This window comes from Streptomyces sp. D2-8, from assembly GCF_023184515.1.
Lineage (GTDB): Bacteria > Actinomycetota > Actinomycetes > Streptomycetales > Streptomycetaceae > Streptomyces.
The window spans coordinates 1-14,698 of the sequence record NZ_JAAHBP010000027.1 but is presented as its reverse complement, the minus strand read 5'-3'; the positions used below and the strand labels follow the sequence as shown (position 1 = coordinate 14,698).

The window sequence follows — 14,698 nt, the reverse complement described above, 5'->3', positions numbered from 1 at the left end:
GCCGCCCGGGACCGAGCCGCTCGGCCTGCTGCATCGGGAACGAAGCGGTGGTGAACACGTGCCCATCGGCACAACGGACGACGGTGCGCTCCATCAAGTCCAAGAGTCCCTTCCCCAAGAGCCGCGTCTGGCTGCTGCTTGCCTGACGACAAAAGCCACAGTACGGGATCAAAGGGACGACCCTCCAGGCGGCACTCCGGTCCCGCCCGGACCCTCGCCGACGCCCCCACCGTACGCCCCAACTCCGGCGCCCCGCAGCCGCATCACTCCCCTGCAACACCCTCAGGCCCCGCGGCGCGAACACCTGGGGCCTGGCATGAGGTAAAGTGGCGACCGTTCGGACACCGACTCCGTCGGCGTCTTACGCGGGTGTAGTTTAATGGTAGAACATCAGCTTCCCAAGCTGAGAGCGCGAGTTCGATTCTCGTCACCCGCTCCATGTGAAACCCCCAGGTCAGATGCCCGGGGGTTCTTTGTTGTCTAGACCGGTAAGCCGGTCCCGCACCACAACCGCACCATTAGCCCCCGGCAGCCTCCTCGCTGTGGCGCGCGTGGTCGTCCTTGTGGCACTTCGCACGCTCGGCGCGCACCAGGTCGTCGAGCCCGGCGGCCACCTCCCGCTGCCGCTCCTCGTCGGAGTGCTGGTAGATCAGCGCGGCCTTCTCGGAGGATTGCCCGGCACGGACCATCGTGTCCTTGAGGGTGGCGCCGGAGCGGGTCGAAAGGGTATGCCCGGTGTGCCGGAGGTCGTAGAAGCGGAAGCCGTCCGGGAGACCGGCGACCGTGCGAGCGCGGCGCCACTTCCGGCCGAAGGAGGTACGCCGGAAGGGCGCGCCCTTCTCCCCCACGAATAACAGGCCTTCGGGTCCCTTCTCCGCGTACCAAGACAGGTGCCGCTTCACCTCCTTGTGCAGGAAGGCCGGGAGGACGACCGTGCGAATGCCCGCATCGGATTTGGTCTCGCCGGGAGCGCGTCTGCCGTTCGTCCGCTCGGGCTCGGCCACGCGGACGCGGATGACGAGGTTGTCCAGGTCGACGTCTCGGCGGCGAAGGCCGGCCAGCTCCTCCGGTCGCATCGGACCGTACGCGCCCAGGTAGACCATGAGGCGCCAGCGGATGCCGATCGCATCGGCGAGAGCGTCGACCTGGGCGACGGTGGCGATACGACGTTCGGCGGCCGACTCCTTGCCCGCGCCCTTGATGCGGCACGGATTGCGACTGATCAGGTCGTCGTCCACGGCCGTCTCCAGGATGGCCTTGAGGAGGCGATACGCCTTGGCTACGGCTGTCTTGGCTCCGGTGGTGCGGAGTCGCTCGGCTCGCCACTCGCGGACTCGGGGAGCGGTGACCTCGTCCAGGTCGAGCGGGCCGAAGGTCGGGAGGATGTACAGGCGAAGGAGATGCTTGTACAGGTCGTCGGTACGGACGGACAGCTCCCGCTCCTCGACCCACTTCTCGGCATACACGCGGAAGTTGACGGCTCCGGCGTCCGGGGCGCGCCAGTCCCCGCGGCTGAGGTCCGCCTCTACCTGGGAGAGCCAGATCTCGGCGTCCTTCTTGGTGTCGAAGGTATCCTCCGCGCGAATGCGCTCACCGTTGGGCCCGAGATATGACGCGGTCCAGCGGCCGGACCTGTACTGCCGCACCGCACCGAAGCGGCGACGCCTCCCCTTCTTGTTCGCCATTAGGCAGCCCTCCGAAGTGCGGCGCGACGAGGCTTGACCGGCTCGACGGTCCTGGACCGAACGAACTCCTCGATGGCGCTCTCCGGGATGCGCACATGCCGGCCGACCTTCACGTACCGGATGCGCCGTTCCTCGATGAGCCGCCGGGGGAAGCGGGGAGTCGTACCGAGCAGCTCGGCGACCTGGTCGACGGACAGGTACCGGTCGTTCATGTAGTGGGCTCTCCTTCCGTTCCGGGGGCGGGTTCGAGGGATGCGGCCAGCCATTGCTCACCGGTGCTGAGGCCGGTTCCGGCGAAGACCCAGTGGGCGAGGACGAGCGTGGTTTCGCCGTCCTGGGGAGCGGCCGTGGCGGCTTGGGCGCGGCGCCATGCGGCGCGGGCGTTACGGAGAGCGCCGAGGGTGGTGGAGTAGCGGCGGGACTTGGTGGAGAAGTGGCCGCGGAAGCCGAGCATGTGGGCCCAGGCGCGCAGGCGGAGGTGTTCGAGGTCCTTGCGTGCGCCGAGGGTCCAGGCGGTTCGGATCATGCGGCGGGCGTGGTCGGTGATCCGGGCCTGTGCCAGTTCGGCGAGGAAGCGGATCGGCCGGTCCAGGGTGCCGGTCGCTGTCTCGGCGCCCTTGGTGGCGTACTTGGCGATGTACGCGGCTACGGTCCGTTCGGTCAGCTCCTGGCCGCCGTCGAAGTCGGCGGAGCGGATGGTGCGCACGTCGAGCTGGCTGCCGAAGGCGAAGGTGTGGGCACGGCCGTCGACGTGCGGTCCATTGACGCGTGTGGCGGTGGCTGCGGCACGGATCGCGTCGGTCAGCAGCTCGGCGGACGCCCAGGCCGGAGGAGCCGTGTCGCCACCCTCCGGGCCGTCGAGGCGGATGACCGCGTGGAAGTGGACAGCGCCCCGCTTCTGGTACTCGGCGACCTTGGCGAAGGAGACGCGCGCGTGATGCCGAAACGCGCGTTGGGTGAGTCCGGCGCGCTTGGCGATCTCACGGCGCAGGTAGATCGAGAATCGCCGCCAGAGGGAGCCTGCGTGGGCGTTCCAGAGCACGGCCGCTTCGTAGTCGTACGTGTCCGGATCGAGGGGCGTGCCGAGGGCCGGGTCTGTGTCGTCGTGCCGGGTACCGCAGCGGCAGGGCCGCCCGCTGGAGGGGCGGTTGTGGACCGGGCCGAAGCTCGGCGCGGTGAAGGTGGCGAACACGCGAGGGTGCGTGCCGACCTGTTCGGCGGTGCCCTTGCCGCCGCGGAGTCCGGCGGTGATCAGGTGGAAGGTGTCGCGGCGGTAGACCTCCGCGCAGGCCGCGCAGCGGGTGGCACGGCGGTTGTTGCAGCGGACGAGGAGACTTCCGGCGGGCAGGGAGGACGAGTCGAGGTGGTGGAGGACGCGCCCGATCTCTCCGGTCGTCCGGTCGACCGCGTACTCGGTGCGGTGGCCGTCGAGGCGCACGGGGTTGGTGCAGCCGCCCAGGCCGGAGAGTTGGCGGGCCAGCTCGGGCATGGTGCCGAGGGAGGCCAGCATGGAGAGTTCCGCCAGCGGGGGCGGAGTCTGCCGGGTGATGATGGGTCTTCCTTTCGGCTGTTTCGGCGGTTGGGAGGGACGGCCCCGGGGCGGCGGGATGCTTGGCGGCGTTTGCCGCCCCGGCGGCCGGTCAGTGCTTGTTCGCGCCGGTGACGAGGGAGCGCAGGACCACGGCGGCGATGGCCACGGACACGGCCGAGACGGCGACCGCCGCCAGGAGCGCGGTGAGGACGACGCCGACGACCACTACGGCGGCCACCGCACCGGCGCCGACCCCCACGAACGGGGCGACGGAGCGGCCGGCGGAGGGAGCCGGGGCGTGGTCCTGCGGGATGTGGGTGGTGATGCTCGGGACGTGCGGGGTGTCGGGCAGCTTGGGGCGGAACATCGCGGGACTCCTTGTCGGTCGTGGTGTCATTCGTGGGTGCCGTTGACGACGTCGACCCCGGAGCGGGTGCCGGACTCGATGGCCGGGGCGAGGATGGTGTGTGAGAGCCAGAAGCCGAACAGCGCGATCACGACGGCGACCCAGAGGCGGATGCCGAGGAACTTGATCGCGGCCCAGGCGATGACGCCCAGGACGAAGACGAGCGGCAGCGAGACGGTCACGGGAGCTCCTCAGCGGACGCGGCAGCGGTGGGTGCGCGCGGCCAGCTCGGCGGCGGCGCGACTGTCGTAGTCGGTGGAGAAGCCGCACCGCGGAGCGGTGCAGGCGGCGGTGTGCTTCTCGCGGCCCCGGCCGTCGTAGTAGGTGGCGACCTGGACGGGGCCGATGCGGACGACGCGGCGGAAACGGCGGTTGGCGGACATCAGGGGATCTCCTTGTCGGTCTCGCCGGTGAAGTCGGTGACGTGGTCGGCCAGCCAGCGCAAGATCTCGTCGCCCTCGTAGCTGTCGGCGGCGAGGATGACCGGCTCTGCGATCAGCACGGCTTCGGTCAGGCGGTTCTGTCGGGTCAGCTCGGCGGCGCGCTTCAGCGCGCGGAGCGTGGACGGGCGCAAGGGGGAGACTCCTCCGGGTCAGGTGAGTTGGGTGGTGATGGCTTCGGCGAGCGGCATGGGCACACCGAGCCGGGCGCGAAGGGTCGAGGTGTCGATGTCGGTCCCGGTCCGGGCGCGGTGTTCGTCGGCGACCTTGCGGGCGAGGGTGACGAGCGCGGGCGGTACCGGGGATGGAGGCGGCGAAGCCGACTCCGGCGCGGTGGCTGGCAGTTCGGGCGCAGCCGTGGGCGGCTCGATGTCTGCGGCGGTCGGTCCTGGCGCCTGTGCCGTCGAAGGTGGTTCCGGTGCCGTCGCCGGGTCCGCGCTGGGATGCGCTGCTCCGTGAGCGAGCAGCGTGCCGCCGAGGAAGGCGACCGCGGGCCAACCGGCGACGAGGATGCGGAGCCAGGCCGGTACGTTCTCCAGGTCGAGCAGACCGGCGGTGGCGACGTTGGCGCCGAGGGACGCCGTCAGTGCGACGAGGAACCAGCACCACCCGGCCGTCTTCGACTCACCGGAGCGCAGGCGCCGCCAGGCCGCCACCAACAGCAGGTCGACGGAGACCGGATAGGCCCACGCCTTCCAGCCGTCCTGTCCGGCAGCGAGCGCCAGGTCATGCAGGTGAGCGAAGGACAGCGCGGCGGCGATCACCGCTTGAACGAGCACGGCGTCCACGCGGACGGGCAGGGCGCGCACGGCCACTCCTTCCAGTTCCGGGCATGGGTGGGGTAGGGACTTGGCGCGGGACGGCCGCGCCGACCGTGGGAGCGGGTTGGTTACTCGGTGATCGGCTGAGGAGTGGCCAGGGGGCCGGACTCCTTCACCGGCACGGGAGGGGCGTAGGGGCGGAACGGTGCGAGCGCCGGAACGTCCGGGGCGAGGTGTGCCGTCTCGCGGCAGGTGGCCGCAGCGTCGGCGAGGGACAGGTGAGGGGTGCGGATGCGGGACCAGCCGCCGGACGTGTCGCCGACGATGGCGAGGCCGGGCAACTCGGCGGCGATGGCGCAGGAGGCCACGACAGCCTCAGGGGCGATGTCACCGAGCGCCATCTTCGCGGACGCTTCGTCGTTCACCCGATGGCAGACACGGCCGGTGAGCTGAGCCCGGAGCATGGTCGCTCCCTTGCCCAGCTCGGCCCCGAAGCGCTGCCCGCAGACCTCCAGGTAGATGCCGGCCGCACGGCCGAGCTGGGCGAGCCGGATGAGCTGGGTGACCATCTCGTCCCGTCGCTCCTCCTCCTTCCTTGTGGCGACGAGGAAGAGTTCCGCCACTTCGTCGACGAACAGCACGATGGGAGCCGGGCGTTCGTCCTCCGGCAGGCCCCAGACGTCCGAGGTGATCAGCTCATCCGGGGTACCAGGGGCGACGCCCTGCCGCGCCTTGATCAGGTCATATCGGTCCTCCATTTCCTTGACGAGCACGGGCAGCAGCTCGGCCGCCTGCTCCGGGTCGGTCGCCAGCGCCGAAAGCCGGGGAGCGAACGGCGCAAGCTCCACACCGCGCTTGCAGTCGATCCCGACTAGGACCACCGGCTGAGCGGCCAGCCCGGCGAGCAGGTTCCGCAGGAACATGGACTTGCCGGACAGCGTGGCGCCGAGCACGAGTTCGTGGGGTACGGCCCGGTAGTCCCGTACGAAGGCGGTTGCGTCCTCCCGCAGAGCCACCGACACGCGGAGCGGACCAGCTTCGGTTCGGCGAGGCATCCGCACGTTCCGCAGGACGTCGAAGCCGACGAGCCGCAGTTCCACGACGCCGGGCTTGACGTCCCGCACATAGACGGCGTGAACGCCCCAGGCGTGCCGGAGCCGTTCGGCCGAGGCCGCCACGTCCGCCGGTTCCTGGCCCGGAGCCAGCCGCAGCCGAATCCGCAGACCGGTCGAGGTGGGCCGGATCATGCCCCGGCGAGGAGGCACCGGCCGGACCTCACGGCGAGTCGTGGCCTTGACGGCCAGGGCACGCCACCGGGGCGGCTCGACCGTCAGGCCGCACGCGTCCATGGTGGAGGTGTAGGAGGCCAGCAGCCGGGCCACAGAGACGGGCAGCCCGACCGTGGACCAGTACGCCGCCGGATGGGCATGCCGGGCGTAGGCCGCGCCGCCTATCGCAGCGAGCGACCCGCCCAGCTCGGCCCACGTCACCAGGTCGGTCACGACGATCAGCCCGCCTGCTCCATCAGGAAGGCGCCGGGAGCAACGGCGGTCGCCCGGTAGGCGATGCCGTGCCGCTGCTGCCCGTTGAAGACGCTCTCCCACGGCCGGGCGATGAGCCCCGGCAGCGAGACCGGGGCCCCGACGGTCAGTCCGTCCGTCACACCGCTCTCGGGGACGGTGACCTGGAGCAGCGACGACTCGCCCTCGTCGATGTACACGACGCCGACCGTCATCAGCGCCTCACCGCTCACGGCGTCCTTGGCGATCTCACCGGTCTGCCGGTCACGCACCTTCGGCGCCGGCGCTTCGGTGAGCAGGATCGTGGCGGCCGAGGCGTCAATACGGATCACACGCACAGATTTCTCCTCTGAGTCGATCAACCTGCCAACCTGACAAGTTGACTTAGCAAGCTCCTACGGATGCCAGGTTGACTTGTCAAGTGACTTCGCGGTGGTCGGCGAGCGGCCCTGGAGCCCCGAGCGCACCATGGAGTTCAGCAGCAAGGGAGGGCGCAAAATGAGTAAGAAGAACCGCGCTCCAGAACCACAGTCATGGGGCCCTCGTACTCCACAAGGAGCAGCACCGCCGCCGGGCACCTGGCCGGGAGCGCCTCAAGGATCACCCTCAAGTCAGCCTCCGTACCAGGGCAGTACGGCACCGCCGCCGAGGAGGCGGCGGCGGGTCTTCCTGTGGGTCTTCCTCGCCGTACAGATCTTGTTTTTGATCTGGGTCATTTTGGGCGCCTCGACGGCCAGCGGTACGCCCGAAGGTTGCCGGGGCCTGACGGGAGAGGACCTGAAGCTCTGCGAGGACGCGAGCGACGTCGGAACCACGATCGGGGTGGGCCTGATCGTCGCGTTCTGGGTAGCCGCCGACTTCATCCTGGCGCTTACGTACGTGATCTACCGACTTGCCAGCCGACGACCTCGAGCCTGAGGCGCAGTTACCGGTTCACCCGTCAGCTGAGCCGATAGGTATCTTCGAGTTCCTGTCGGTCAGCAGGAAGCAGCACGTCAGAAACCTGCAACGCCTGCCCTGACGCGTCGCACGCGATGACCAGGACGCTCAGCACGGGCACACCGTCCGGCAGGCCCAAGAGCCCGGCTTCACCTGTCCCAGGGAGCCGAGCTGAGACCCGCTCCGTGACATGGTCGAACCGGATCTTCTTCCTCGCTTCCAGGTGCTCGCGCACACTGCCAGCGAGCACTTCAGCGCTCGCCAGCTCAGTGTCCTCTGCCAGGCCGGCGGGGAAGTACGACGAGACCAGCTCAACTGCTTCGCCTTCCTCCTCAACGAGGAGGCGACGCATGAGGACTTTGGCCTTCTTCGGCAAGCCGAGCGCTGAGGCGACTCGCGCCGGGACAACGACTTCAGCGACTTCCACGAGGCGACCCGGAGTCTGGGACTCATCGCGCTCCAGAGCCTCTCGCCCCCGCCTGTCCTTCTGCTCGACCACTTCCGGCCGGTCCCGAACGATCGTGCCGTACCCCTGCCGGGACTCCAGCCAGCCATCACGCTTCAGCAGTTCCAGCGCCCGCACGACGGTCGGTCGGGACATCCCGAAGGACTGCACCAACTGATTCTCGCTGGGCACCCGAGTGCCAGGCGGGTACGTACCGTCCTCGATGCGACGCTGGATCGTCTGTGCGAGGCGCACGTACTTCGGTGGCTCCACTTCATACGCCATGAACGCCGCCTGTCGGGATTAGCCAAGTCAACTGGTCAACCAGACTAGCGAATCTTCGATTGTGGGAGTAGAAGCGGAGCGAACTCTTACCTTCCGGGCCAGGCATCGGCCACCACGAAGGAGACGACGGTTCCGCCGAAGCAGCTCGGTGCAGCGTGCCACGACTCGGCCAGGGAATCGACCAGGAGCAGCCCACGCCCGTGGGAGTCGTTGGCGTCGGGATGCCTCAGCCGCACGTTCGCCGGAAAGCCGGGGTTGTGCACGTCGACCCGGAGCGAGGTCCCCTCACGGAACCACTCGACCCGTACGAGCCAGGGTTCGTCCGACCGGCCGTAAGCGATGGCGTTGGTCACCAGCTCCGAGATCATGAGCGCACAGTCGTCGACGGAGCAGGCCGGGTTGTACGGGGCGATGAACTTGCGGAACCAACGCCGAGCCCGCGGTACGGACTCAGCGACAGGGTGCAAGGTCATCGCACCGAGGCGCGGTGATTCCTCAGACGGGTAGCGGTCGATCATGTAGGCCATCAAGTGCTCACTTCCTGCCGCTACCGTCGCAGTCGAGGCAGCGCCGCTTCGATGTGGCGCGGGTGCGGTCGGCGACGGTGGCAAGCGCCAGGGTCGTTCGCGAGCCGACGCGCTTCCAACCGCGCCCCCGGCAACCCCGGCAAGGTAACTGCGTGCCCTGATCCGGCCGCTGACTCGTCACACCGCGCCTCCTCCCAGTGAAGTGGCCTTAGCCACTTCCTGGATAGTGGCATTAGCCACTTGACGGACGCAAGCGATTCGCCGCAACTGGCCCCCTCAGGTGAGGGGGTAGCCCTGCTCGAACGCCCAACGATGCGGCGGGTAGGTGGCCTCAGCGAACTCCAACGGCCGGTCCTGGAGGTCGAAGACGACGTGGTGCACGATCAGCACGGCGGAGCCAGCCTCAAGTTGAAGGTCCTCGGCCTCTTCCTCCGTGGCCCCACGCGCGCACATGCGATCTTCCGCGTAACTCCCCTGCCGTCCGGTCATGTTCTCGACGTACAGCAGCGTCCCCTCTTGGATCCGCTCCGGCTCCAGAAGCTTCGGCGCACGTTGACCGACATCCGGAGCGAACCACGAGGTGGAGAGCGTGATCGGCCCGTCCTGGTTGTTGGTCACACGCCGCCGGTGCACCGCCCGACGGTCCTTCACCAGACCCAGCGCCTCAGCCACGTGGTCCGGCGCATCCAGCCAACCAGCAGAGGTGATCACGGCGTACTCGCCCGGTGTGTAGATCTTCCCGGTCTGCCGAGCACGCCCGTACAGCTCACGAGCCCGCCGATTGACTTCGAGGCTGCGCACGTACGTGCCCGACCCCTGACGCTTCTCGACGAGCCCTTGATGACTCAGCGCTTCCAACGACCGTGCGGCCGTGGGCCGGGACACCTTCCAGTCCGCCGCCAACTGCCGTTCGGACGGCACCTCGTCACCCGGTCGCAGGTCACCCCGAAGAATCTGATCACGGATGTAGTGCGCGATCTGGAGATACTTCGGCTGAGCCTCCTCGATCTGCGGCATCAGTCCTCCTCACCCAAGGCGAGCCCCAGGCGAGTAGTCGGGCACCCCGCTACCGAGCTGAGGCCTGCTTCTCAATACAAGTGGCTATGGCCTCTAGCCACTATAGGGTGAGTGGTCAACCCTCCACCCCGTACGCTGAGACGCATGACGCGGTTGATCGTCGCAGCAGGAGGAGGGGGCGACGCAGTCGCCGCCGCAATGATTCACGCCGCCCTCTACGGCGACGAGGACCAGGCGGTGATCCTCACGTACGCGTGGGACCGCCTCCTGATCGACCCGGTTCCGGGTCCCCGAGGACCGGACAACTTCACCGGCCTCCAACCCCTCACACCAGCAGTCTGGGCAGTGCCGGCCGAGGCCCGCCCGATCGCTCCGGCGGGCTCGACTCTCCCCCGACTCGCAGCAGAGCTCCGGCACACGTTCGCGCTGATCGATCCGCGCTCTGGGGTCGAGGGCGTCACCCGCCAACTCGAAGAGCTGGTCGACCACTTGTCACCAGAGTCGATCGACCTCCTGGACGTGGGCGGCGACATCCTCGCCCGCGGCGACGAGCCGACGTTGAAAAGCCCGCTTGCCGACGCCGTCACACTCGCCGCGTGCTGCCAGGTGAACGCTCCCGTCCGCCTCTTGGTGACGGGCCCCGCCCTCGATGGCGAACTCCCTCTCGACGAACTGCGCGGAGCGCTCGGCCCGCTCATCCACACCCTCACAGCGAAGGACACCGAGCCGATCAGCTCGGTCCTGGAATGGCACCCCTCCGAGGCAACCGGGATGCTCGCAGCGACAGCCCGAGGCGTACGCGGCACCTGCGAGATGCGAGACGCCGGCCTCCCGGTGCCCCTCACTGACGAGGGACCGACGGTCCATGAGGTCGACTTGGACGAGGCGATCACCCGCAACCAGTTGGCCCGCGCCATCCTGACGACCGCCACCCTGGACGAGGTCGAGGCACACAGCCGCGAAATCTGCGGCTACTCGGAAATCGACTACGAACGCAACAAGGCCGCGTGGCTCAAGGACCAGCCACCCGTGCAGCTCGACCCTGAGGCCGTACTGTCCCAGCTCGACCAGTTCGAAGCCGAGGCCGGGAGCCACGGGGTTACCCACACGACGTTCCGCCGCATCACAGAGGCCTTGAACCTCAACGGCTCCTTGCGCGAGGACCTACGCCAGCTGCTCATCAGCAGCCGTCCGAAGCAGTACGACGCTCCCTTGTGGCGCATCGCAGCCACTACTGAGTAACAACCTTCTTTGCGGGTTCAAGGCGGCTCGCTCCGCTCCCCGCGCGCGGCCCGGCCCCCGGCCGGGCCTGCGCTCCTGTCTCCGCCCCGCTCCAGCCCGGCCGGCGCCCGTGCCGCGCGCACAACGATCAGCCGCCTGATGCCAGAGAAGGGGTACATCGTGGCTGGGGCGGTCGGCTCCACGGCTTTACGGAGCCACTTTGGCGCGAGCCTCGAAGATCATGGCCCCAACGTCGTGCTTTACCGGGCAGGTCCACAGACTGCCCGACGCGCCGGAAGCTTACGGGGCCATGATCACTCGCGCCAAAGCAGCGCCACCCCAAAGCCGCTCCACCGACCTCAGCTAGTTCCCCTCGGGCTGATTGATCAGAAATCTCCACGCCGGAGTCCCTGCGGTGATCAAATCAGCTCTCACAGCAGGGTGGTCATTGCCGATAAATATATTCTCGAATCGCGCAGAGACATGAATTCTCCACTCGCGACCCGAATCGATAAAGGGGCGGAGGTCGAACTCCGGGAGGTTAATATCGCGATTCCCATCATTGGGGGAAAATCTAACGTCCCGGAGTGATCTGATCTCTACCAGAGCATCCAAATTCACCGGCGAGTTGACGCGAATCGTTAGCGACCGCAGGCGGTGAAGTCCAGACAATGCTGCTAGGTCAGTTTGCTCGCCCACACTGATATTAAGTCGCTCAAGGTTGCGCAGATTGCCAATACCCGCCAGATGTTCCACGAACCCGTTGGGCGATAGCCACAACGTCTCAAGTTGGGGAGCCCCTTCGGCCAGGCTGGCGAAGTCAAGATCTCCTACCTGGTTATGCAGCATCAGTCGCTTCAGACTTGGCAGACGCGGGAAAGGTGACAAATCGAAATCCACACCCCTGCCGCGAAAGATGTTCAGATATTCCAGATGTTGCAAACCTGAAAGGTGACTGAAGGAGCCTACCGATTCTCGCGTCATCATGGACAAACCGCGCAGCTGGGGAAGCGCCGCAGCTATGTCCTCGAAAGCCAATCCTGTAGCCCCTCTGTGGAAATGCAGTACTTCAAGCTTTGCCAGCCCTCGCATCCATTCGGCCCCTTGAAAAGGACAAACAACTGTGAGTTCACGCAACTCTGTTAGATGACGCAGAGCTGGAAGCATATGCGGGAGGTAGACTTCCAAGGAATCCCAGTATTCAGGGTTCTTCGAAAGCACCATACTCGCATACTCTTCGGCATCAAAATACTCCCATGCTTGCCGAATCTCCCGCTGCACAGTCACTCTTTTGTCGCGCGCATGGCGACTGATCAGAGAGAGCGCACCATCGCCGCCGACAATTGCCGCCATTCTGATGGTGGCCACCGCCTCGTTCGCTGATAGCCTTCTTTTCGGAATAAGCGGGATTACCATGTCACCTGCGGCGGCCAGTTCCTTCGCATCTGTGATACGCCGCGGCGGGATCAATTCCGCAGTGATCTCACGAACTTGCGTATACACGTTCGGAGGGTCACATTCTGTTGCCGTCTCAAGGCATGCCGCAGCAAGCAAGTGGAGCCGTTTTTTATGCTCAGTGTCACACTCGCCTCGTTTTATAAGGCCTGACAAAAGTATCGAGCGCTCTTTAGGCCTTGCGTGACCTACTGCCATTACGAAGACTTCGTGCCATTGATCTAGATGCGCATTGGCAAGAAGATTGTCAAAATCATCGATCTCGACTATGCGTGCGGCAGCCAGATACTCCTGGAAAGTACGGTGGATGAAATCGACACGTTCCGGGACTGGCTCCCTGAGGCAGCCGCTCCTAACGAGTAGGTAATCAAATACTGCAGCAGCATCCGACTCCACCGCCGGCATTGACTGAAGCGATATGCCCACTTGCTTCACTGCTTGATCGCGAGAAGCGTCAGTGAGGCCATTTCTGATCAGCCAGTGCGCGAAGCCTCCCAGCACTGACTTTTTCTGCGAGTCCCCCAGGTGTGCAGGTGCAGGATAATTGATCTTCCTTTCTCGATCGCGCCTCAAAAGAAGTAGATCGAGAGCTGCCCGATACAGCTCCATGCGATCGCGAGGCAGCTGAGAATGCCGGTCTCGATTGAGAGTGCACAGGAGTGCACATAGCAACGGATTGGACGCAAGCCTCCTCAGCTGTCGCTCCTCTCGGATGGATTTGATTAGATCAGTCTCACCCTGATTCAGTAATTCGAACTCCGCTGCATCATCCTCGCCATTCCTGGCTGCATTGTGCCAATGCTCGACGAACCTTTCCACGTCTTTTTGATTCATGGGGAGCAGATCAAGCACCGCGAACCCGTCTTCGCCCAGCCAGTCGACCTCTGCCGCTGCTGGCCGGGAAGTGACGATATAAATAGCGTTCGGGTAAGTGGCAATCAAAGATCGGAGCCAGTCGCGAGCCACATCGCGCTGTTCATCCGGGAGTTCGTCCACTCCGTCAATCAAAATTAGGGCTCGCCCTGCTCTTAGTATGCGATGCACCCACTTGTCGGGCATCTCCTCACAGAGCATAGTCCCAACGACGGGAAAGAACTGAGAAGGATTAGGAAGAGAAGCATTGGCGTATCGGCGCAATGGCAGCATGAGCGGTACCAGCGAGTTCCACTCTGCCAGGTCTGCAGGGAAACTCCTATTCGCTGCGTTAACCGCCAGCCATTGGAGCAGAGTGGTCTTACCTGAACCAGCATCCCCGCGGAGCAGTATTCTCTGATAGGGGGAGACCGCAATCTCCGCACGCATTCCGACCCCTTTGTCAGCCTCCGAGGTCATGTGCATAGGAAGTGTCGGGTCGTCATCATCCGAGTCATGTATATTTTTCGTCGAATTGCGGGACGCCGAGAGGGTGGGCGCGCGCCGTTGACTAACTGGAGCAACGCTAAGCGTAATGTAGGCTGCCGACAAATCGTAGGACCGATTCCTTCGGTCAGCCAAGTCGAGGCCGAAAATCTGCAAGCGGTTTAGGGCGTCGACGACTAGAGAGGAATAACGACTCTCGAAATCCAAATCCTCCAAACGCAGATCAGGCCCCATTTTGGCGTTGACGCTTTCTACAGCATCGGCCAGAACGCGTAGCCTGTTGAGCTGTTCCAGTTCAACCGTCGCCGCAAAGGTGGGCCAGGAGGTAACAAATTGCACCAACTGAACTGCGATATCCCTGATAAGGAGTTCGCAAAATGACTGCGCCGATTCCGACAGTCCGGCTGATTCGCGGGACGCTATCGACCCTCTCAGGACCTTTTGACTATAAAGCTCCGGGTTTAGATCGCATTCCCATATATCTACACCAGAAGCAAGAATAGTGTCGGTAGCCAGATGCGCCGCGGCCTGCTTCTCATTCTCTGCAAGCTCTCTGAATTCTTTGGCAACTAGTTCAGTCAGCCGTTTGGCTACGTGCTTAGCAAGCTTGTCAATGTCTTCAGACTCAATTGAGGTGGGTTGCCTTAGTCGCAAGCGTGGAAACGTGGGACCGGGTGCCAGGCCAGCGCCGGGTCCTGGCACTACGCGCCTAACGACAGCACCAGCGCCCGCGCCCAGCGCCGCCCCCGCGATCTTTCCTGCCAGCACCTCAAGCATTGCCAGTCCCCCTGAGAGCATGAATCACTGACTCTCCAGACTAGCGTCGCCCGAATGAAGTGCGCAGGCAAAAGGCAGGTACGGATGTGATCCGGCTATCTTCAGTCGCAGTCCTCGATGCGGGCGCCGCAGTGCAATCACAGGATGTGCTGTACAGCAGCGCTCCACGCACCTGACCATGGCCGTGGGCAACACCAGGACCCGGGGGGTGCCTCTATGTCTTTCGTCAAGCCTGAGCTGGTCATGCGGCGGTTGCTTCGGGGAGGCGTGGTTCGTAGAAGGTGCCGTCGCGGAGCATGGCGAACAGGACGCTGATGCGGTGGCGGGCGA

The 14,698-nt window shown here is 65.5% G+C and carries 15 protein-coding genes and 1 tRNA gene; 2 read left to right on the top strand and 14 right to left on the bottom strand.

Going from position 1 to position 14,698, the window contains the following annotated elements; all coding sequences use genetic code 11:
• The first annotated feature begins 365 nt into the window (after positions 1-365).
• Positions 366-439 (top strand) — tRNA-Gly (locus G3I77_RS35465).
• 79 nt (positions 440-518) lie between these two features.
• Here the strand turns inward: G3I77_RS35465 and G3I77_RS35460 are convergent.
• The 13 genes from G3I77_RS35460 to G3I77_RS35400 all read right to left on the bottom strand — a co-directional run bounded on the left by G3I77_RS35460 (position 519) and on the right by G3I77_RS35400 (position 9,556).
• Positions 519-1,685: a tyrosine-type recombinase/integrase gene (locus G3I77_RS35460; RefSeq protein WP_248510533.1), complete on the bottom strand. Its 1,167-nt coding sequence runs from the start codon at positions 1,683-1,685 to the stop codon at positions 519-521.
• A complete protein-coding gene (locus G3I77_RS35455) occupies positions 1,685-1,897 on the bottom strand; it encodes an excisionase family DNA-binding protein (protein ID WP_248510531.1) in 213 nt (70 codons plus the stop codon). Before G3I77_RS35455 ends, G3I77_RS35460 begins: the two co-directional genes overlap by 1 nt.
• A complete protein-coding gene (locus tag G3I77_RS35450; RefSeq protein ID WP_248510528.1) occupies positions 1,894-3,195 on the bottom strand; it encodes a replication initiator in 1,302 nt (433 codons plus the stop codon). Before G3I77_RS35450 ends, G3I77_RS35455 begins: the two co-directional genes overlap by 4 nt.
• 130 nt (positions 3,196-3,325) lie before the next feature.
• Positions 3,326-3,583, bottom strand: a complete 258-nt coding sequence (locus G3I77_RS35445) for a SpdD protein (protein ID WP_248510526.1) — start codon at positions 3,581-3,583, stop codon at positions 3,326-3,328.
• 26 nt (positions 3,584-3,609) lie between these two features.
• Positions 3,610-3,804 (bottom strand): hypothetical protein, encoded by a 195-nt coding sequence (locus G3I77_RS35440; protein ID WP_030246370.1) that lies wholly within the window; start codon positions 3,802-3,804, stop codon positions 3,610-3,612.
• Positions 3,805-3,813: 9 nt separating this feature from the next.
• A complete protein-coding gene (locus tag G3I77_RS35435; RefSeq protein ID WP_030868218.1) occupies positions 3,814-4,005 on the bottom strand; it encodes a mobile element transfer protein in 192 nt (63 codons plus the stop codon).
• A complete protein-coding gene (locus G3I77_RS35430; protein WP_030868215.1) occupies positions 4,005-4,196 on the bottom strand; it encodes a hypothetical protein in 192 nt (63 codons plus the stop codon). Before G3I77_RS35430 ends, G3I77_RS35435 begins: the two co-directional genes overlap by 1 nt.
• Positions 4,197-4,214: 18 nt before the next feature.
• Entirely contained in the window at positions 4,215-4,871 is a 657-nt protein-coding gene (locus tag G3I77_RS35425; RefSeq protein ID WP_248510524.1) for a DUF2637 domain-containing protein, read from the bottom strand.
• Between the two features lie 80 nt (positions 4,872-4,951).
• The gene (locus G3I77_RS35420; RefSeq protein ID WP_248510523.1) at positions 4,952-6,325 is read right to left on the bottom strand and encodes an FtsK/SpoIIIE domain-containing protein; all 1,374 of its coding nucleotides are present in this window, start codon (positions 6,323-6,325) and stop codon (positions 4,952-4,954) included.
• A 5-nt stretch (positions 6,326-6,330) separates the two neighbouring features.
• Positions 6,331-6,681: a hypothetical protein gene (locus tag G3I77_RS35415; protein ID WP_248510522.1), complete on the bottom strand. Its 351-nt coding sequence runs from the start codon at positions 6,679-6,681 to the stop codon at positions 6,331-6,333.
• Between the two features lie 602 nt (positions 6,682-7,283).
• A complete protein-coding gene (locus tag G3I77_RS35410; RefSeq protein ID WP_248510520.1) occupies positions 7,284-8,012 on the bottom strand; it encodes a GntR family transcriptional regulator in 729 nt (242 codons plus the stop codon).
• A gap of 86 nt (positions 8,013-8,098) precedes the next feature.
• Positions 8,099-8,539, bottom strand: a complete 441-nt coding sequence (locus G3I77_RS35405; protein WP_248510518.1) for an ATP-binding protein — start codon at positions 8,537-8,539, stop codon at positions 8,099-8,101.
• 276 nt (positions 8,540-8,815) lie between these two features.
• Positions 8,816-9,556 (bottom strand): GntR family transcriptional regulator, encoded by a 741-nt coding sequence (locus G3I77_RS35400; protein ID WP_248510516.1) that lies wholly within the window; start codon positions 9,554-9,556, stop codon positions 8,816-8,818.
• A 198-nt stretch (positions 9,557-9,754) separates the two neighbouring features.
• Here G3I77_RS35400 and G3I77_RS35395 point away from each other — a divergent pair, with 198 nt between their 5' ends.
• On the top strand, positions 9,755-10,798 hold the full coding sequence (locus tag G3I77_RS35395) for a DUF1152 domain-containing protein (RefSeq protein WP_248510723.1): 1,044 nt from the start codon (positions 9,755-9,757) through the stop codon (positions 10,796-10,798).
• Between the two features lie 342 nt (positions 10,799-11,140).
• Here the strand turns inward: G3I77_RS35395 and G3I77_RS35390 are convergent, their stop codons facing one another.
• Positions 11,141-14,368 carry an NACHT domain-containing NTPase gene (locus tag G3I77_RS35390; protein ID WP_248510514.1) on the bottom strand — a complete coding sequence of 1,076 codons (3,228 nt, stop codon included), beginning with the start codon at positions 14,366-14,368 and terminating at the stop codon, positions 11,141-11,143.
• Positions 14,369-14,698 lie beyond the last annotated feature (330 nt).

Coding starts and splice junctions, on each gene's coding strand:
- G3I77_RS35460 (WP_248510533.1), bottom strand. CDS start 1,685: ATGGCGAACAAGAAGGGGAGGCGTCGCCGCTTCGGTGCGGTGCGGCAG.
- G3I77_RS35455 (WP_248510531.1), bottom strand. CDS start 1,897: ATGAACGACCGGTACCTGTCCGTCGACCAGGTCGCCGAGCTGCTCGGT.
- G3I77_RS35450 (WP_248510528.1), bottom strand. CDS start 3,195: ATGCTGGCCTCCCTCGGCACCATGCCCGAGCTGGCCCGCCAACTCTCC.
- G3I77_RS35445 (WP_248510526.1), bottom strand. CDS start 3,583: ATGTTCCGCCCCAAGCTGCCCGACACCCCGCACGTCCCGAGCATCACC.
- G3I77_RS35435 (WP_030868218.1), bottom strand. CDS start 4,005: ATGTCCGCCAACCGCCGTTTCCGCCGCGTCGTCCGCATCGGCCCCGTC.
- G3I77_RS35410 (WP_248510520.1), bottom strand. CDS start 8,012: ATGGCGTATGAAGTGGAGCCACCGAAGTACGTGCGCCTCGCACAGACG.
- G3I77_RS35405 (WP_248510518.1), bottom strand. CDS start 8,539: ATGGCCTACATGATCGACCGCTACCCGTCTGAGGAATCACCGCGCCTC.
- G3I77_RS35400 (WP_248510516.1), bottom strand. CDS start 9,556: ATGCCGCAGATCGAGGAGGCTCAGCCGAAGTATCTCCAGATCGCGCAC.
- G3I77_RS35395 (WP_248510723.1), top strand. CDS start 9,755: ATGATTCACGCCGCCCTCTACGGCGACGAGGACCAGGCGGTGATCCTC.
- G3I77_RS35390 (WP_248510514.1), bottom strand. CDS start 14,368: ATGCTTGAGGTGCTGGCAGGAAAGATCGCGGGGGCGGCGCTGGGCGCG.